This is a genomic window from Pararhizobium sp. PWRC1-1 (assembly GCF_049897905.1).
Lineage (GTDB): Bacteria > Pseudomonadota > Alphaproteobacteria > Rhizobiales > Rhizobiaceae > Pararhizobium.
Genome location: NZ_JAFCXE010000004.1, coordinates 64,137 through 81,530, shown reverse-complemented (window position 1 = coordinate 81,530; position 17,394 = coordinate 64,137). Strand labels below are relative to the sequence as shown.

Sequence of the window (17,394 nt, the reverse complement as noted above, 5' to 3'; positions counted from 1 at the left end):
CTGATGCGGCGGTCGAGCGCTCAAGGTTCGCGGATGGCTGTGTCGAGGCCGCGCAACAGGGGATAGAGGAAGTAGGAGATCACTGTCCGGCTTCCGACCTTGATTTCTGCGGAAACGGTCATTCCCGGCAGGAGCCGCACAGGTTCGCCCGGCGCTTGCAGAAGAGCACTGGCGAGGGGAACGCGCGCCTTGAAGAACGGTGTCGCAGGTTGCCCCTCTGTGGCCGTCCCTTTCTCCGGCGGTGGAAAGGCGTCGTTGCTGATGATTCTGACGGTGCCGGTAGCCGTTCCGAATTTCTGGAACGGATAGGCATCCAACTTGACCCGCACTTCTTTGTTGACCGCCACTCGACCGATATCCTGCGAGCTGATCGAGACTTCTGCTTCCAGCGGGACGTTGAGCGGTACCAGCGTGACAATCGGTTCGGCTTCGCGCACCACCGATCCGATCGAACGCTGTGCGAGGTCGAGCACGACGGCATCCTCTGGCGCAGTCAAGGTGACCATATTGCGCCGGAGGGTCATTTTCTTCAGTTCTTCGTTGACAGTGTCGCGCTGATTGCGCAATTCGACGAGCTGTTCCATTGATGCGCGCCGGAAATCCTCGATAAAGGCCTGCCGGTCCGCCGTCAGCTTAGCCAGTGAGTGTCCAGCTTCGGCCGCCTTCCCTTGCAACGCTGATATATCGGTGTCGACATCAAGACGGGCATCGCGCGAACCGAGGAAGGCGACAAGTGATCCGGTGTCGTTCTTGTAGAGCGTCTCGCGCGCATTCTCGATCAGGATCAGGTTGTCGCGACGTGCAGTGAGAACGGTTTCCTGATCCTTCCCTGCCTTCATCGCCGCGGCCTGACCGGCGATCTGCTGGCCAAAATTCTGCAATTGAGCGGTATAAAAAGCGTGGCGCTGAGCAAAGAGCTGCACCTGCAATACCTCATCGGAGGACTTGCCAGCCAGCTTGGCGTAGTCGGCGCCTGAGAGTTCCGCCTCGATCCGCTTGACCTGCGCGTTCAGCGCTTCAAATTTTGCGTGCTGCTGATCGACATCCGCCTGGCTGAAGGTTGCGTCGAGCGTTGCAAGTGTCTGACCGGCTTTCACTACGTCGCCAGTGCTGACATCGATCGTACGGATGATGGATGTTTCGAGCGGTTGGACGATGATGGTCGGACGGGTCGTGATCAGCTTGCCAGGTGCAATGACGACTTCATCGATTTTCGACACGCAGGCCCAAACTACTGCGCTCAAAATCAGTGCCGTGATGCCATAGAGCGTGAGTCTGGCGATTTTCGGTGGCACGCGCTCTTCCAGTTCCACCGCGTCGGATTGAAATTCGGCGATGATCGGCGGCAATGCGCGCTTCAGGACAATTTCGGTTCCCGACTTTTTAACCGGAACGGGCAGGTTCTTGTGAAGCTTCTCTGGGCGGGCGTTCATGCGGATTGCCTCGTTTGCTGCGTCCACAGATGGCGATAGGTAATGCAGCGCGACACAAGCTGATCGTGGCGTCCGATATCGGCAATCTTGCCGCGATCCACCACCAGGATGGCATCGGCATCGACCAGCGTCGTCAGACGGTGGGAGACGATGATGACGGTGCGACCGGCGGCGATCTTGCTCAGGTTCTGCCGCAGGATTGCCTCACTGTCGGGGTCCAGTGCACTGGTGGCCTCGTCAAGAATGAGCAGCTTCGGATCGGTGATCAGCGCCCGGGCGATGGCGAGGCGCTGTTTCTGCCCGCCGGACAGGTTGGACGCGTTTTCTTCCAGCATCGATTCAAACCCGCGTGGCAACCGTTCGATAAATTCCTCGGCGCCGGCGATACGGGCAGCTTCGATAATCTCTTCTATGCTGGCATCGGGCTTTGCCGCGGCAATGTTGTCACGGACGGATCCCCGGAACAGGAAGTTATCCTGGAGCACCACACCGATGCTTGAGCGCAGATGAACGAGGTCGATTTCCCGGCTGTCGTAACCGTCGACCCGCACCAGCCCCTGCTGGTTCTGGTACAGCCCCTGGATCAGCCGGGTCACGGTGGTCTTGCCGGATCCGCTTTTGCCAACGATGCCGAAGACGGAGCCTGCGGGGACCGTGAAAGACACATCGTCAAGTGCCGGCGGGCCGTCGGGTCCGTAGCGGAACGTCACCTTGTCGAATTCGATGCGGCCCTTGAGCTGCGGCCGGATACCGCGGCCGCGGCCGAATTGTTCGGGCTTCTGGTTCATGATCTCGCCGAGCATGCGGACTGAAAGCGCCACCTCCTGGTATTCATGAACCATTGTGACGATCTGGACCAGCGGCCCGGAAACCCGGCCAGCCAGCATGTTGAAGGCAACGAGTGCGCCGATCGTCATGGAGCCGCTGAACACATCCAGCGCACCAAGTCCGATGATGGCGACGCTCATCAGCTTTTCCAGGAGCCCGGTCAGGGCCTGCGCGACGGTGGAGATTTTATCGACGCGGAACCGAACGGAAATTGCCTGTGCGGACTTATCGTCCCACACCTGACGTTGCCGAGGTTCAAGCGCCAGTGACTTGACGGTGCGCATGCCATGTACGGTCTCGACGAGCAGAGCCTGCCGCTCGCCTTCCGCCTGATAGAGCGATTGAAGCCGCCGCTGGAAAGGTCCCACCAGTACCATCACCACAAGGCCGACAAGGGCTGCAAATCCAAGCACAACAAAGGTGAGCTTGACGCTATAAAGCAACAGAATCGGCACGAAGACCAGAAGCGAGAGAGCATCGAGAAGGGTCAGGAACAGCCGCCCTGTCAAAAATTCGCGGATCCGTCCCGTCTGCTGCATGTGCTTGACCAGCACACCGGCCGATGCTTGTTCGAACAGTGCGATCGGTAAATTGAGGAGATGGGCGAAAGTACGGGTCGCGACCCTGATATCGATCTTGTTGGTGGCGTAGAGCAGCAGGTATCGCCGCAGAAATGTGAAGGCCGCGTCGAAAATCAACGCGATACCAATTCCGATGGTGAGGACCGCAAGCGTCGAGTAGCTTTGATGGACAAGGACCTTGTCGATGACGAGCTGGAAAAAGATGGGTGTTGCAAGTCCAAGCCCGTAGAGAACGAAGGCCGCCAGCGCCACGTCCCGCAGCAGGCCGCGCTGGCGCACGATTTCCGGAATGAACCATCGAAAGCCGAACGGCTGGTCATTGTCAGAAAGCTTGTAGTTCCGTTTAACCAGGATGACCGATCCGCGCCAGCTCTTTGCAAACTGCGCTTCATTCAAAAGAATGAATTCTGGGCGCTGTGCTAGCGGATCGAGGATCCGGATCATTTCGTTTTCGCCTTCGCCGGAAGCACCGGCGATGACGATCCAGTTGCCGTTCTCGAGCTCGGCAATTAAAGGGTAGGCCTCACCCATTTGGAACAGCGCTCGCCACGTCGTGTGAATGTTTCGCGCACGCAAACCCGCATCTTTTGCCATGCGAAGGAGTTGCCGCATGGGAACCGCCTGCTCGCCGACGGCATACTCGTGGATCAGCCTTTCCGGTGACAAGTCGACACCATGGTGGCGGCCGACCAGCACCAGACACTGGAGATTTGTGTGCGCGAATGTACTCATGGCCTCACTTGAAAAACAATGGCGTTACATGGTCAGTTGAAGTTTGGCGAAGCGTTCGCCGACGACGCCGGCTGCTGCACGGCATCGCTTGCGGAAATTTGCCCTATATCGCCAATCCGGCGGATGGCGCCGGCCTCCACGAGGCCTGTCATGGCTTTCTGCATGAGATCGACTGCATTGGCGAAGGCGTCCACCGGCATGATGATCCGCTGACGGAAAACCGGCCTTGGATTGTTGTCCGCATCGCGTTCGCTTGGAGAAAGCGACATCAGGTCGATCCGTACAATCGTTCCGGTGACGGTGATTTCGCCAATTCCATCGGCGTAGAGTTCGTTTGTCATTGTCATCTCCTGCGTTGCCTGTTGGTGTGAATTATGCCGCATGTGCATGTTGCCAGGTGGGGAACGGATCGACGAGATCGCGGCCAACCTGCGGATCGAAGCTGTTCTCATCGCCGATCAAACAGCCGTCGAGCGCTGAGCGGATAGCGCTTTCGGCAAGACCGGCGCCGATAAAGACGAGTTCCTGCCTGCGGTCACCCCAGACGGGGCTCCAATGGCTGTTGAGCAGCGTCAGGAACTGAGGGTGTTTCGGCCAGTGCGCCCGCGGGACATTAACCCACCACAGGCCCTTGGATTCCACCCGGCGCTGTGTGCCTGCAATCGAAAGCAGGCCAATCCAGTCAGGGCGGGTAGCTAGCCAGAAATGACCTTTTGCACGGATCAGACCGGGCCAGTCTTGCGCAAGGACATCCTGGAGTTTGGCGGGGTCAAAGGGGCGGCGTGCCCGATACACGAAGCTCGTAATGCCGTATTCCGCCGTTTCAGGGACGTGGTCTCCCCAGCCGTAAAGCTCCTTGTGCCAGAGCGGATGTCTGGCCGACTTCGCTTCGCTGAAAAGGCCCGAGTTGAGGATGGCCGCAAGCGGCAACTGTCCGAAGTCCGTTTCAATGACGCGGGCATCGGGATTGAGCGCTGTGATGATCCGGCGCACGGCTCCCAGCGTTTCAGCCGAGACCTCGGATACCTTGTTGACGACAACGACATCGGCGAATTCGATCTGCTCGACAAGCAGATCGACCAGTGTTCGCTTGTCGTCCTCATCGCGTGTCGCGCCGCGGTCGCTGAGAAAATCCGCGCTGGAATAGTCGGACAGCAGATTTGCCGCGTCGACGACGGATACCATTGTGTCAAGTCTGGCTATATCACAGAGGGCCGCACCGGTTTCATCCCGGAACGAGAATGTGGCCGCGACCGGCAAGGGTTCGGCAATGCCGGTCGCCTCGATCAGCAGGTAGTCGAAACGCCCCTCCGTGGCGAGCCGGCGGACTTCGCTCAGAAGATCGTCCCGCAGGGTGCAGCATATGCAGCCGTTGGTCAGTTCAACCAGTGTTTCGTTCGTTCGCGACAAATCCGCGCCGCCGTCGCGAACGAGGTCCGCATCGATATTGATCTCGCTCATGTCGTTGACGACGACGGCGACGCGCAAGCCTTCGCGATTGTGCAGGACATGGTTCAGTAAAGTCGTCTTGCCCGCTCCGAGAAAGCCCGAGAGCACCGTTACCGGTAGCCGTTTGTCGTCCGTCATCACATTCATCTGTTCTACGCCGCCAATTGCTGTCTGAATGCCACATCCACGTAGTAGTTCGAGCTGTTAAAGCTGCTTGCTGGGAACAACCCGCTCGCGCCATATGCGTAGACGCCGTTACCGCCGCTGAGCGCGGAGGACAGAGCGCGAAGGTTGCCGTTGGTTACATCGGCCGTGAAGAAATTGTTGGTGACCGAGTATCTGCCATTGCTGCTGTAGGAGACGACGTAGGTCGTGTTCGCCTGGATCTGGACCTCTTGACTGAGGTTGGCCGATTGCCAGCCGCTCGCGGTTTCGCCCGCAAAGGTTGCGGTACCGAGCAGCGTTCCGGTCGAGCTCCAGAGATAGCCCGTGTGGGTCCCTGTGTTGGTCGCACCCTTGTAGAATTTGATTGCGGAGATCCAGCCTGCCGTATTGGCCTGGAACTTCATGCCGAGATTGACCGGGTTGTTATCGTTGACCGAGATGACCGTCGGCGCGCTGTTGGCGGCGAAGACGCTTTGTGTCGTGCTCTGGGGGGCTACGGTCATCGAAACCTGTGCTGACGCCGTACCGCCCCTTCCGTCGGAAATGGCATACGTAAAGCTTGCCGCTCCTGAATAGTTGGCCGTCGGCGTGAATGTGACGGTGTTTGCCTGCGTGTTGAAGGCGACGGACCCATTGACCGCACCATTGGCGCCCGTGATGGTCAGCGTATCGCCATCGGCATCCGTGTCATTTGCCAGCAACGACGACGCCTGGATGACGAGAGCTGTGTTGGCGGTTGCCGAATAGCCTGGATCGTTGGCCGCGACCGGTGGGGTGTTCTGTGCCGGCGTAGCCTGGTTGAAAAGCACATCGACCCAGTAATTCGAAGCGTTATAGGTTCCCGTCGGGAATACGCTGGCTGTTCCGTAAGCGTACACGCCATTGCCACCGCTCGTAGAGCTGGCCGGTGCGGTCAGTGGACCGTTGGTGCGGCTGGTTGCGAAGTAATTGGCCGTTATCGCATAGTTGCCGTTGGTGTGATAGCTCGCCACATAGGTCGTGCCGGCCGTGATGGTGACCGGTTGCGCGAAGGTCACGCTTTGCCAGCCGCTTGCCGTTTCATTGGTAAAGGTTGCGGTCGCAAGCCGCGCACCCGTGCTGCTCCAGATTGAGCCGGTGTGGGTCCCGGTATTGGTGGTACCCTTGTAGAAGCGGACCCCGGTTACCGTGCCTCCAGCCGAGGCGATAAATTTCATGCCGAGTTCCACGGAACCTGGATCATTGACTGCAGCGATTGCCGGAGTGTCGGCCGCGGTGAACAGGCTCACCGCCGTAGAGGGCGGGGCAACCGTCATCGAAACCTGTGCTGAAGCCGTACCGCCCCTTCCGTCGGAAATGGCATAGGTAAAGCTTGCCGCTCCGGTGTAGTTGGCCGTCGGGGTGAACGTGACGGTGTTCGCCTGCGTGTTGAAGGCGACGGACCCATTGACCGCACCATTGGCGCCCGTGATGGTCAGCGTATCGCCATCGGCATCCGTGTCATTTGCCAGCAACGACGATGCCTGGATGACGAGAGCTGTGTTGGTGGTTGCCGAATAGCCTGGATCGTTGGCCGCGACCGGTGGGGTGTTCTGTGCCGGCGTAGCCCGGTTGAAAAGGATATCGACCCAGTAATTCGAAGCGTTAGTGGTTCCCGTCGGGAATACGCTGGCTGCTCCGTAAGCGTACACGCCATTGCCACCGCTCGTGGAGCTGGCCGGTGCGGTCAGTGGACCGTTGGTGCGGCTTGTTGCGAAGTAATTGGCGGTCATCGCATAGTTGCCGTTGGTGTGATAGCTCGCCACATAGGTCGTGCCGGCCGTGATGGTGACCGGTTGCGAGAAGGTCACGCTTTGCCAGCCGCTTGCCGTTTCATTGGTAAAGGTTGCGGTCGCAAGCCGCGCACCCGTGCTGCTCCAGATTGAGCCGGTGTGGGTCCCGGTATTCGTGGTACCCTTGTAGAAGCGGACTCCGGTTACCGTGCCTCCAGCCGAGGCGATGAACTTCATGCCGAGTTCCACTGAGTTAGGATCGTTCACTGCAGCGATTGCCGGAGTGTCGGCTGCGGTGAACAGGCTCACCGCCGTAGAGGGCGGGTTGACCGTCAGGTTGACGAGCGCAGAGGCGGTGCCCCCCCGTCCGTCCGAAACGCTGTATGAGAATCTTGCGGTGCCGGTGTAGCCCGCCGTCGGCGTAAAGGTAAACGTGTTGTTTTGGGCGCTATAACTGATCGTTCCGTTGACGGCGTTGCTGGCGCCGGTGACGGAGAGCGCGTCGCCATCTGGATCGGTATCATTGGCAAGCACGTCCGTTGCCGCGATCGTTATCGCCGTGTTCTGGGTAGCACTGAATCCGTTGTCGTTGTTGGCAACAGGAGGGGTGTTGACCGTCGATGCGTTAAAGACGACATCGACCCAATAATTGGCGCCAGCGTAGGTGCTGCCGGGGAATGTCGAGGTCGCTCCATAGGCATAGACACCACCATTTTGAGCAACCGTCAGGGGCCCTTTCGTATAGGCATTACTGAAATATCCCGGTGTTTGCGAATAATAGCCGTCGGTGTGGTAGGAGGCGACAAAGGTTGTGCCCGCCGTGATTTGAATTGGACTGGAGAAGGAAACCGACTGCCAGCCGGTGATCGACTCTCCCGTCGACAGAGCCGTTGCAAGCAACGTTCCACTGCTCGTCCACAGGCTAACCTTGTGCTCGCCGATATTGTAGAAGCCCTTGTAGAAGCGGATGCCCGAGACGGTACCGCTGGTGCTCGCCTGGAAGCGAACGCCCACCTCGACGCCTGCTCGATCGACAACGGTTTCTTCCGCTGGCTTTGATGCCATCGTCCACAGATTGGAGAACGAGGGTAGCGAGACGGTGACCTGCTTTCCAGCCGTTGACGTCTCCATGTTGACACTGTCATCGACGGCGCGCGACCGGATCGTGTAGGTGCCGCTGGCCTGGACGACCCAGTTATAGCTCCAGTTTTCCCGCCCGGTTGCCTTGAACCAGGACACGCCGTTATCGGTAGAGACCTCGACGCCGGCAATAATGCCGCCGCCGAAGTCCTGCGCGGTTCCGGTGACCGCGACATGCTGTCCTTCAAGGAAACTTGCACCAATGATCGGGGACGTAATGGTCGAGGTGGGCTTGACCTGGTCCGGGGACTGTGTGGAAAGAATCAGGCTTGCATCGAGCGTTGCGGGCTGAATGCCCATATCGGCGAACATGTTGACCATCGCCTGCTGCACGTTCTTGTCGGTCGGCGTGGCAGCCCCTTCATGGTTCGCGCTCAGGCCCCAGGACCAGAAAACCGTACCGGCGCCGAACACGAGCGCGCCGCTTTCCGCGCGGTACATGGTCAGGCTGTGCGTCGCATTGCCCGGGCCGACCGTCGTGCCATAGTCGCGCAGATAGGTATCCACCGCGATGTTTGACAGCGAAAGGTTGATCATGCCCGCCGGACGGAAGCCGTTTTCAAAATCGGAGTCCCATTCGTACCCGAGAAGGTTCTTCACGAGTTGGAAGGTTTGACCTGGCAGAATGTTGGCGACGTCCGTGTTGCGCCAGAAACGAAGGTTGGAATAGTCGTAGGGGATCGAGATTGCATCCTGCCGGTAGCTGTCGACGCTGAACATCTGCCCGGTCAGTGCGTTCTCCGGCTTCTGCCCCGGGTCTGCATAGCGCGGATCGCGCCATGTGCCGGTGCCGATGTTGCTCGGATCGGTGCTGGTACCCCACGTTTCCTTGTAACAGACCATGGTACGGTAAGGCGTGCCGTTGCCATCGATGCTGTTTTCCCAGCGGACTTTCCAATAAATTTCGTTCCCGCTCCAGAAGGCAAGGTTGACGCCGGAATCGCGCGCCGCTTCGACATTGGTCCGTTGCTCCGCTGACCAGTATTCGTCATGCCCGACGGAGAGAAAGGCGCTATGATTAAGCAATTGGCTGCCGTTTCGCGCGGTATCGACGCCCGAGATGTAGGAAACGTCGTAACCGTTCTGCTCGAGCCATTCGATTGCCGAGGATTCGGCGCCGAATAAGTAGTCGTGCGTGCCCCCTCTCAGGCTGGTATTGGTGACGAATGGACGATTGTAGCTGACCGCCGATGCACGGCCGATCGCTGTCACGCCGCAGCTGCAGTTTGGCGGCAGGTAGCCGATCAGATTGGCAGGATCGACAGGCACCTCGCCGAAGTAAAGGCTGGCGCCACCCCAAGCGTTGTAGGCCTGCCAGGTGGTGTCGGACGTCTGGAAAACGATATTGCTGGTGGAGCCGTCCTCGCGCACGATGAACGGAACCATGCTTTGCCCCGCTGTACCGTCTTGGCGAACCAGCTTTGCGAAATAGACACCGGAAACAGCGTCTGCCGGAATTGTCCAGCTCGCCGACACCGACCAGTTGCCGGCATCGATTAACCCGATCGATATGTCGACAATCGGATGCGGCTGGACCTGTGCAGTCGTGAGCGACTTGTTGATCGTCGCGACCTTGCGGGCCCCGTCGCCGCCGTAATAACCCAGCCGGTAGATGTCCAGGCGGTAATTCGTCGAATTGGTTGCGATCTTGAAATCGACGGTCTGTCCGATGTTCGAGCTGATCTGAGTCGCAAACCCCTGGATATTGCCGTCACCATCACCCTCGACAGTCCATTCGCTGCGCGGCGTGCCCTGCTTCATGTTTTCAGCCACGATCTTATTGGTTGCAGTCGCAGCCAGGGTGGCATTGCTTGTGGCAGCGGCCGACTCTGCAGACGGCGCTTCGGCTGCAGCCATACGAGCGGTGAACGCGCTGAACGTTGAGGCCCCGCCCGTCATGTTCGTGCTGCTGCTGGCCGGTTCAGCCGCACTCGTGCTGGTGGGGCTTCCAGAGGGGCCGGTAATGGGTCCAATAACAGCCTCGTTGGTCAGTCGGCCTTCCGATGGTGTCGGGTCGAGGGTTGCCGGCGAAGAACTGGTGGCAGCGACCGTCTTCGTCAGGTTGGCGATTTGCGTGTTCGACAGGTCTTCAACGCTGCTCGATGAAGAGGTGGCGGGCGATTTGGCGACCGTTACAGCCACGGGCACAGCCACGGGGGGAAGCATGGTATCGACGGTTTCGCCTCCCGCCGGGTTTTCCGCGGACGCTGAACCGGGCATCGACGAGAGTGCACCGATCGAAGACAGGAGCTTCACGGCTGCCGTGGGATGATCACTGGTAGCGTCCGGCGCGCCGACCTTCGATGACTTTGACGATGCCCGATGGACGACGGTGACGCTTGCGGCAATCGTTGCAGCGGTCATGTGTGAGGAAACCCCGGCCCACGCAGCAAGCGAGCTGTAAACGCTCCGGGCGCCTCCGGACACGCTCAAATACTTATCGCTTTTAACGTTGATCTTAATCATGCAGCACCGCTCGATCGCCAGATTGAGATTGATTTCTCTGTCCGTCATCTTGCCAACTTTCTTGGCTCCGCGAACCACACCAATCGGTGGTACGCCCCGTAGCGATAGTATCCACCGATGTGATGAGGGCGTCGCCAGAACAATGATGACAAATGCCTGTTTCGCGCTGTGGTCCACGGCCGAAAGGGCAGAGGTTTATCGAGCCGCCAGCCGCTTGCCGGCATGACAACTGTCAAAGCCAGGCGATCAAGCAGGCAGAATCGGCTAAAAGTACCGCAGCCGGACGAGGCTTAGTTTCTGCTGCAGGTAACAGTTGCACAGCTGGCTGTCGCAGAGCCCTTCATTCGTCCTGGAATGCCAATGCTTCGTCACACAAACCGATTTCCGAGGGGAAGGCGTTATTTTGTTTGCATTTGAGAGGGCGCGAGCTCAGCCCCGGCCTTGGCGGCAGCGATCGGCGGCACGCGGTCAGGGCGGAGACGGGGAATAGGCGAAATGCGTCTGTGTGAGGTCGGCGATATGTTTGCCGATCGGAAGCGCCGACGTGGCTGCGGGGGAGGGCGCGTTGAGCACATGGATGGTGCGCGCTGTCCGCTCGATCAGGAAATCATGCACCAGGCGCCCATCGCGGCTGACCGCCTGCGCACGGATGCCGGCCGGGTGCGGGTGCAGATCGGAGAGTTCCAGTTCGGGGCAGTAGCGTTGGCACAAGGCGAGATAGCGCCGGCGGCTCAAGGAATTGGCCATCTCGGACAATCCGTAACGCATATTGTCCGTCATGACGCGGCGAAATCCAGGAAAGCGCACCATCTCCCAGAGATCTCTTGGGGCAATCTTGCCAAAGCGATACCCGTCGCGGGCAAATGCTAGCACCGCATTTGGACCGACGGTGACGAACCCGCCGATCATTGGCGTCAGGTGTACACCGAGGAATGGTAGAGACGGTTCCGGAATGGGGTAGATAAGATGGTCGACGATCTTGTTCTTGTCGGCGCCGAGGCGAAAATACTCACCGCGGAAAGGGATAATCGCAATATCTTTCGCCAGTCCGCACATGCGCGCGAGACGGTCGGCATTGACCCCGGCGCAGGCAATAACATGCCGCGCGCTCAGCAGCATTCCAGTGTCGAGTGTAATCTCCACGCCATCGGCTTGTTCGTTGATCTGGAGGACCTCGACATCGGTCAGGATGGTGCCGCCAGCTTCGATGAGCATCGCCCCCATGCACCGGGTAATTTCACCATAATCGACAATTCCGGAAGCAGGGATGAACAGCGCCGCAAGCCCGGCAATATGCGGTTCGCGTTCCGTCAGTTCGTCCTTGCTAATCCGGTGAACCTCGAGCCCATTGGCAAGTGCGCGCGCATGGAGCTTTTCCATGCGCGGCAACTCGTCCTGACTGGTGGCTACCAGCATTTTCCCACGCTGGTCGAAGCGAATGCCGTATTCCTTGCAGAACTGCATTGTCGCAGCGCTGCCCGCGCGGCAGTATGTTGCCTTCAGGCTGCCGGGCTCATAGTAGACGCCGGCGTGGATCACGCCACTGTTGCGCCCCGTCTGATGGCTGGCCAGCATCTGTTCCTTTTCCAGGACGGCGATAGCCAATCCGGGAAAACGCTGTGATAGCTGCATGGCTGTCGAGAGGCCGACGATGCCGCCACCGATTACCACAATATCGAAATCTACTGCTCGCCCGACATTCATCCTGCCTCGTTTCCGTCATGTGAACCGGCCCCGGACGGCCAGCGCAGTCTTATCCTGCGCAGAAGGCTTTCTGGTGTCTTGCCGATTGAGGCATGTCTCTAGTGCCAGGCGCCCCGGGTGTCGTAAATGACCTTGCCGCCTAGACGCGTGTGCCTCATGGCTTTGAAAGGTTCGTGTTCGACCAAAAGGACGACAATATCCGCGCGCTCCACGGCCTGATAGGCACCTTCCAGGTGGAGGTTTTCATATTTGGTCAGCAACGCGGGCATCGTGCTGACATAGGGATCCGACACAAGAATATCGACGTCCGGCAGTGCCTTTGCGATCAGCCCGACAACTTCGATTGCCGGACTTTCCCGCACGTCGTCAACGTTCGCTTTGAAGGTCAGACCCAGGCAGGCAACGGTCGGCGAGCGGAACCTCTTGGCTTTTTCGACGACCTGTTCAGCGACATGATGCGGCCGATGGTCGTTAACCTCGCGGGCCGTGCGGATCAGGCGCGAGAGGGTCGGTGCCGCGGAAACGATGAACCAGGGATCCACCGGAATGCAATGGCCCCCGACGCCTGGTCCCGGGCTGAGGATGCTCACGCGCGGATGCCGGTTTGCGAGGCGGATGACCTCCCAGACGTCGATATGAAGGCTTTCACTGATGAGAGAGATCTCATTGGCAAAGGCGATATTGACGTCGCGATAGGCATTTTCCACGAGTTTGGCCATCTCGGCGCTGGCAGCATCGGTCAGCAGGATTTCACCCTGGGCAAACAGCCGATAGATCGACGCTGCCTTTTCGGCGCATCTGGGCGTCAGACCACCGATGACACGGTCATTGGTGATCATCTCGATCATGATGCGGCCAGGAAGAACACGCTCCGGGCAATGCGCGATGAAGACATCCGCACCGGTTTCGCCGTCACGTGGCATTCTTAGGTCCGGGCGAACGGCACCGATCCAGTCGCCGATCTTCTGCGTCGTGCCAGGAGGCGACGTGGACTCGAGCACGACGATGTTCCCCGATTTCAGTTTGGGGGCGATCTGCTCGGCGGCGGCCTTGACATAGGAGAGGTCGGCCGTCCGGTCTTCATTGAAGGGCGTCGGCACCGCGATGATGAAGGCGTCGGCTTCGGGTGTCTCTGTGGTCGCGGTCAACCGGCCCATGGCGACGGCACCGCTGACAGCCACGGCAAGATCCGGCTCGACGAAAGGAACCTCCCCGCGCGACAAGGCGGCCACGGTAACGTGGTTGATATCGACACCGATCACGTCGATCCCGCGGGTAGCGATTGCCACCGCGGTGGGCAGGCCGATATACCCCATTCCCAAAATGGCCAGTCGGCCCTTGAATATTTCAGTCATCAGCAAGACTCCGAACTTGTGTGCTGGTGGCCATTGAACCGCTCGGCATGGCATCCGAGTCCCGGCCGGGCTTGAAGGCACGGGCCGGATTGATCATTTCGCGCGCGGTGAGTTGGACGAAACTGGTGTTGGTTTTCAGATAGCGCCACCATAGCCGCCGTGGCTCCTGCAGCAGTCTATAGGCCCATTCCAGGCCTGCCTTCTGCCAGGCAACCGGCGCGCGCCGGGTAATGCCGGCCATGATGTCGAAAGAGCCGCCGACACCGTGCAGCACAGGAACATTCAGAGATGCGCCATGGGATCCCAGGAATATTTCCTTCTTGGGTGACGTCATGCCGAGAAACAGCATATCGGCGCCGGAGTCGCGGATATCCGCGGCAATCTGAGCCGTTTCGGCTGCTTCATAATATCCATGATGGCTGTAGGCGATCCGCAAGCCGGGAAAGCGTTGACCAATAACGCGCTGCATTTCAGCTAGGACGTCCGGCTTGGCGCCCAGGAGCGCAATTGACCGGTCGTCGCGATGCGCCAGAAACAGCAGACGTGTGAAGATATCGATGCCGGCGATGCGCTCCGGCAAGGGTCGCCCGAGCAATTTGCTTGCCCAGACCACGGACTGGCCATCGGCCAAAAGGAGATCACATTCCATCAGGGATTCGCGCAAGAGTGGGTTTCTGCGCAGTTCGACGATCTTGGCTGCGTTGAGCACACCAAGCAGGACCCGGCTGCGCGTGGCGAGCGCGGTGCGGCAGCGGTCGATCACGTCATCCATGCGCATGGCATCCATGTACATCCCAAAGAGAAGCTGGCGTTGCCGATACATCTCAATTCTCCTTGAAAAGGGTGGGCGTTCCCCCGGCAAGCCCAGGCGCGAGCCTCATAACTGCGCCGCCGCCAAGCCACGCATACATCAGCCACCCCAGTTCATAGGGACGGCATTCGTAGTCCACTGTGGTCGGTGGGAAGAGCATCTCAATCCCGGGGGCGTGCAGGCCGGGCACCAGCGCAGTCGTGACCGCCGATATGGCTCGCACCGCTTTGCGCGGCTCCCGGCGCGCTACCTTGCGCCAGATCACACCCTTTTCGGGAACGACGAGTGCGGTTGGCACCTCCGGACGTTTCTCCAGCCACTGCATGCCTTTGATGATGGCTTGCGAATGGTCGGTACCGCCGGCCTCCCGCAGGTCGAACAAGGCCATGGGTGCCATCGCGTGCTGGTGAACGCTATAGACCGGATACCCCTCGACCACGCCGCCGCTGCGGGCATCATAGTGCCACCACCATTGGCCGGCCGGCCCCTGCAATGCGCAAATACGCTCGGCACAGGCTTCTGCAGCTGACAATGCCAAGGCATTCGGCTGTGCGGCATGGAGACGGGCGAGGGCTTGTATGGTGTAAACCTGATCGGCAAAGCACCCGACATGCGCACGCAAACGTCCGCTGGCCGATGCAGGCAGGTTGTGGGGCAACAATCCTGTCGATGACAGTCCCGACATCAACCTCTCGGCTGCAAGCGAGACGACACTACGTGTGTCTCCCAATCGTGCGGCTGCCAAGGCCGCGGTGAGCGCCCAGGCGCACTGAACCGTCGCGATAGGTGCACTTGAGGCAAGCCGCAAACCGAGCTGCTTGAACAAAGCCCCAGCATGAAAATGTCCGGCCTCCGCTGCGGCCCAGGCGGCCAGCGCGACCGCTCCTGTATCCAATGATTTTTCGGCTCGGACAGCGCATGTCCGGGCCAGATCGGCTGCAGTGCTGCCGGCGAGGATCTGTTGCTGCGTCGTGGTGCCGGTATAGGAGAGCCCGAGAGCAACGATTGCCGCGTAGCGAAGGCTATCTCCCTCGAGCTGCTCGGACCAATGCGAATTTTCCCTGACGGCGCGCAAGGTATGGCCGAACACGCCGCCCTTGTGCATGCGCGGAAGGCCACGTTCGGCAATTTCCAGGTACCAATCTGCCTGGACGCGCGTTGAGCGGGAGACCACTTCCATGGCATCGAGCCTGGTGTGCGCGTCTGCGGAGCACTCTTCAGAATGCCGATTCCGGTATCCATTCCTGTCTGACGCAGCATGTTGTGTTCGCGCGGGCAATGACTGCTGAAATTCAATCGGCATGAAAGCTCCTGATGCCTTGCCGTTTCAGTGAAAAGGCGGTTGATCAAAGGTCGGGCGAGCTTGTCTTTAAAAAATACATAAATCTCGATCGTCGAATTCTGCCGTATGCTAGAAAATCCCCACAGATATGCCAGCGCACTCAAAGACTTATGAGATCCCTATCCGGCATGTCGCCGATGGTACCGGTATGCGCCGATAGGATGAACCGAGCCGGGCAGCACTCACCTTTCCGGCTTAGCGGTTGAACGGAACGGGACTAAGGCTACGTCTCTCTGCAGTCTTTCAGCATGTCCCCTTTTCCGGCATGGATTGCGGACGTCCCGTTTCGGGAGGCCGCTGGATATGAGAGCGCGACATGGACGCATCCATAAAACAAAGAGAAACGCTCAACGGCAACGGCACTACTGGCAGACCTGCGCCGGCACTGGCAGTTGTCACCGTTGCCTATAACAGCGCCTCCGTTCTGTCCGGGTTGCTCGATTCCCTATCGGCGGGGCTTGAGGGCATCGCTGAGTATGAAGTGATCGTCGTCGATAACGATTCTCATGACACTTCCGTGGAGGTGGCGCTTGCGCATCCGATCGGGGCAAGAATTATTCGAACAGGCCGCAATGGTGGCTATTCCGCGGGTATCAACGCGGCCGTGGCGACAATTGCCCCCGCGGCAGATTTACTCGTTCTCAACCCGGATATTCGCCTGCAACCCGGTTCCATCCGCAACTTGTATGCCGGTCTGCGGAATTCTTCGGGCGGCGTGGCCGTACCGCAGGTGCGCGGTGAGGATGGTACCGTTTCCAAATCCATCCGCCGTGAGCCCTCGATCGTGACGGCGTGGTCCGAGGCATTGCTGGGGGGCACATTGGCCGCCCGCGCAGGGCTAGGCGAGGTCGTCGCCGATCCGGTTCCCTACCAAAATGGGGGCGCCATCGAATGGGCAACCGGCGCAATCCTTTTGGTTTCCGCCGAGGCCCGCCGAACAGTCGGAGATTGGGACGAGAGCTTCTTTTTGTATAGTGAAGAGGTCGATTATCTGCAGCGCGTTCGCGGGGCCGGTTTCGACGTGCTGTACGTTCCCGCGGCGCAGGCCGTCCATATCGGCGGCGACTATCACAGCAGCGATTTTCTCACGGCCCTCATGACCGCCAACCGTATTGTCTATCATCGCCGCCGCCATGGTTTTCTGTCTTCGGCTCTATTCCGGTCGGGTATCGCCGTTGGGGAAGCGATACGCCTGGCTGTGGGATCCGGCCACCTGTCGGCGCTACGTGCGGCGCTCGGCCTCTGGCGTGGCCGATAGACACGGGCAGCAACGGTTCTCCTCACGCGTCTTTTTGAAGGCTTGCGCCAGCGAATCATCCGAATGACGAGAGAGTCTGAGTTACCCCTTTTGCCGGATTTGCGTTCCCTTCTGGGTCTTAAAACGCGTCAAGGCGATTGTGTTGACCGGAAAACATGATCCACGGTTGCAATGAATTAATTTTCCAAATTTTTTTTTCCAAAAACCTTGGTTTTTCTTCCCTCGGCTGAACCCGGCTCCCCCTCATCCGGTTTTTTCATATCTTTTCAGTGTTTTCGGGTTACTTCAGGTTGCAAACGTTGTGACTGTTGTAAATAACCCATGAAAATTTGTATTTCTCTCAAGCAGCAAAAATTCATTAAATATTTCAAAATGAAGC

At 59.2% G+C, this 17,394-nt stretch carries 10 protein-coding genes; 1 reads left to right on the top strand and 9 read right to left on the bottom strand.

The genetic code is table 11. The features are described 5' to 3' along the window. Positions 1 to 20: 20 nt before the first annotated feature. From ACP7E0_RS08300 to ACP7E0_RS08260, 9 genes are all read right to left on the bottom strand, one after another. Complete coding sequence (locus ACP7E0_RS08300; protein WP_426124213.1) at positions 21 to 1,433, bottom strand: HlyD family type I secretion periplasmic adaptor subunit; 1,413 nt, start codon at positions 1,431 to 1,433, stop codon at positions 21 to 23. Continuing rightward, positions 1,430 to 3,574, bottom strand: coding sequence for a peptidase domain-containing ABC transporter (locus tag ACP7E0_RS08295; protein ID WP_426124212.1), 2,145 nt, complete (start codon positions 3,572 to 3,574; stop codon positions 1,430 to 1,432). The genes ACP7E0_RS08300 and ACP7E0_RS08295 overlap by 4 nt, the downstream gene beginning before the upstream one ends. A gap of 32 nt (positions 3,575 to 3,606) precedes the next feature. Then, positions 3,607 to 3,915: a hypothetical protein gene (locus tag ACP7E0_RS08290; RefSeq protein ID WP_426124210.1), complete on the bottom strand. Its 309-nt coding sequence runs from the start codon at positions 3,913 to 3,915 to the stop codon at positions 3,607 to 3,609. Positions 3,916 to 3,946: 31 nt separating this feature from the next. Then, the gene (locus tag ACP7E0_RS08285) at positions 3,947 to 5,161 is read right to left on the bottom strand and encodes a GTP-binding protein (protein WP_426124209.1); all 1,215 of its coding nucleotides are present in this window, start codon (positions 5,159 to 5,161) and stop codon (positions 3,947 to 3,949) included. A gap of 14 nt (positions 5,162 to 5,175) precedes the next feature. Continuing rightward, complete coding sequence (locus ACP7E0_RS08280) at positions 5,176 to 10,299, bottom strand: DUF4082 domain-containing protein (protein ID WP_426124528.1); 5,124 nt, start codon at positions 10,297 to 10,299, stop codon at positions 5,176 to 5,178. Between the two features lie 714 nt (positions 10,300 to 11,013). Continuing rightward, entirely contained in the window at positions 11,014 to 12,249 is a 1,236-nt protein-coding gene (gene lhgO / locus ACP7E0_RS08275) for an L-2-hydroxyglutarate oxidase (RefSeq protein WP_426124208.1), read from the bottom strand. Between the two features lie 98 nt (positions 12,250 to 12,347). Beyond that, the gene (gene wecC / locus ACP7E0_RS08270) at positions 12,348 to 13,604 is read right to left on the bottom strand and encodes a UDP-N-acetyl-D-mannosamine dehydrogenase (RefSeq protein WP_426124206.1); all 1,257 of its coding nucleotides are present in this window, start codon (positions 13,602 to 13,604) and stop codon (positions 12,348 to 12,350) included. After that, on the bottom strand, positions 13,597 to 14,427 hold the full coding sequence (locus ACP7E0_RS08265) for a WecB/TagA/CpsF family glycosyltransferase (protein WP_426124205.1): 831 nt from the start codon (positions 14,425 to 14,427) through the stop codon (positions 13,597 to 13,599). The genes wecC and ACP7E0_RS08265 overlap by 8 nt, the downstream gene beginning before the upstream one ends. A gap of 1 nt (position 14,428) precedes the next feature. After that, positions 14,429 to 15,595, bottom strand: coding sequence for a hypothetical protein (locus tag ACP7E0_RS08260; RefSeq protein ID WP_426124204.1), 1,167 nt, complete (start codon positions 15,593 to 15,595; stop codon positions 14,429 to 14,431). Between the two features lie 478 nt (positions 15,596 to 16,073). Between ACP7E0_RS08260 and ACP7E0_RS08255 the strand changes: the two genes are divergently transcribed. After that, positions 16,074 to 17,015: a glycosyltransferase gene (locus ACP7E0_RS08255; protein WP_426124203.1), complete on the top strand. Its 942-nt coding sequence runs from the start codon at positions 16,074 to 16,076 to the stop codon at positions 17,013 to 17,015. The last annotated feature ends 379 nt before the right edge of the window (positions 17,016 to 17,394 follow it).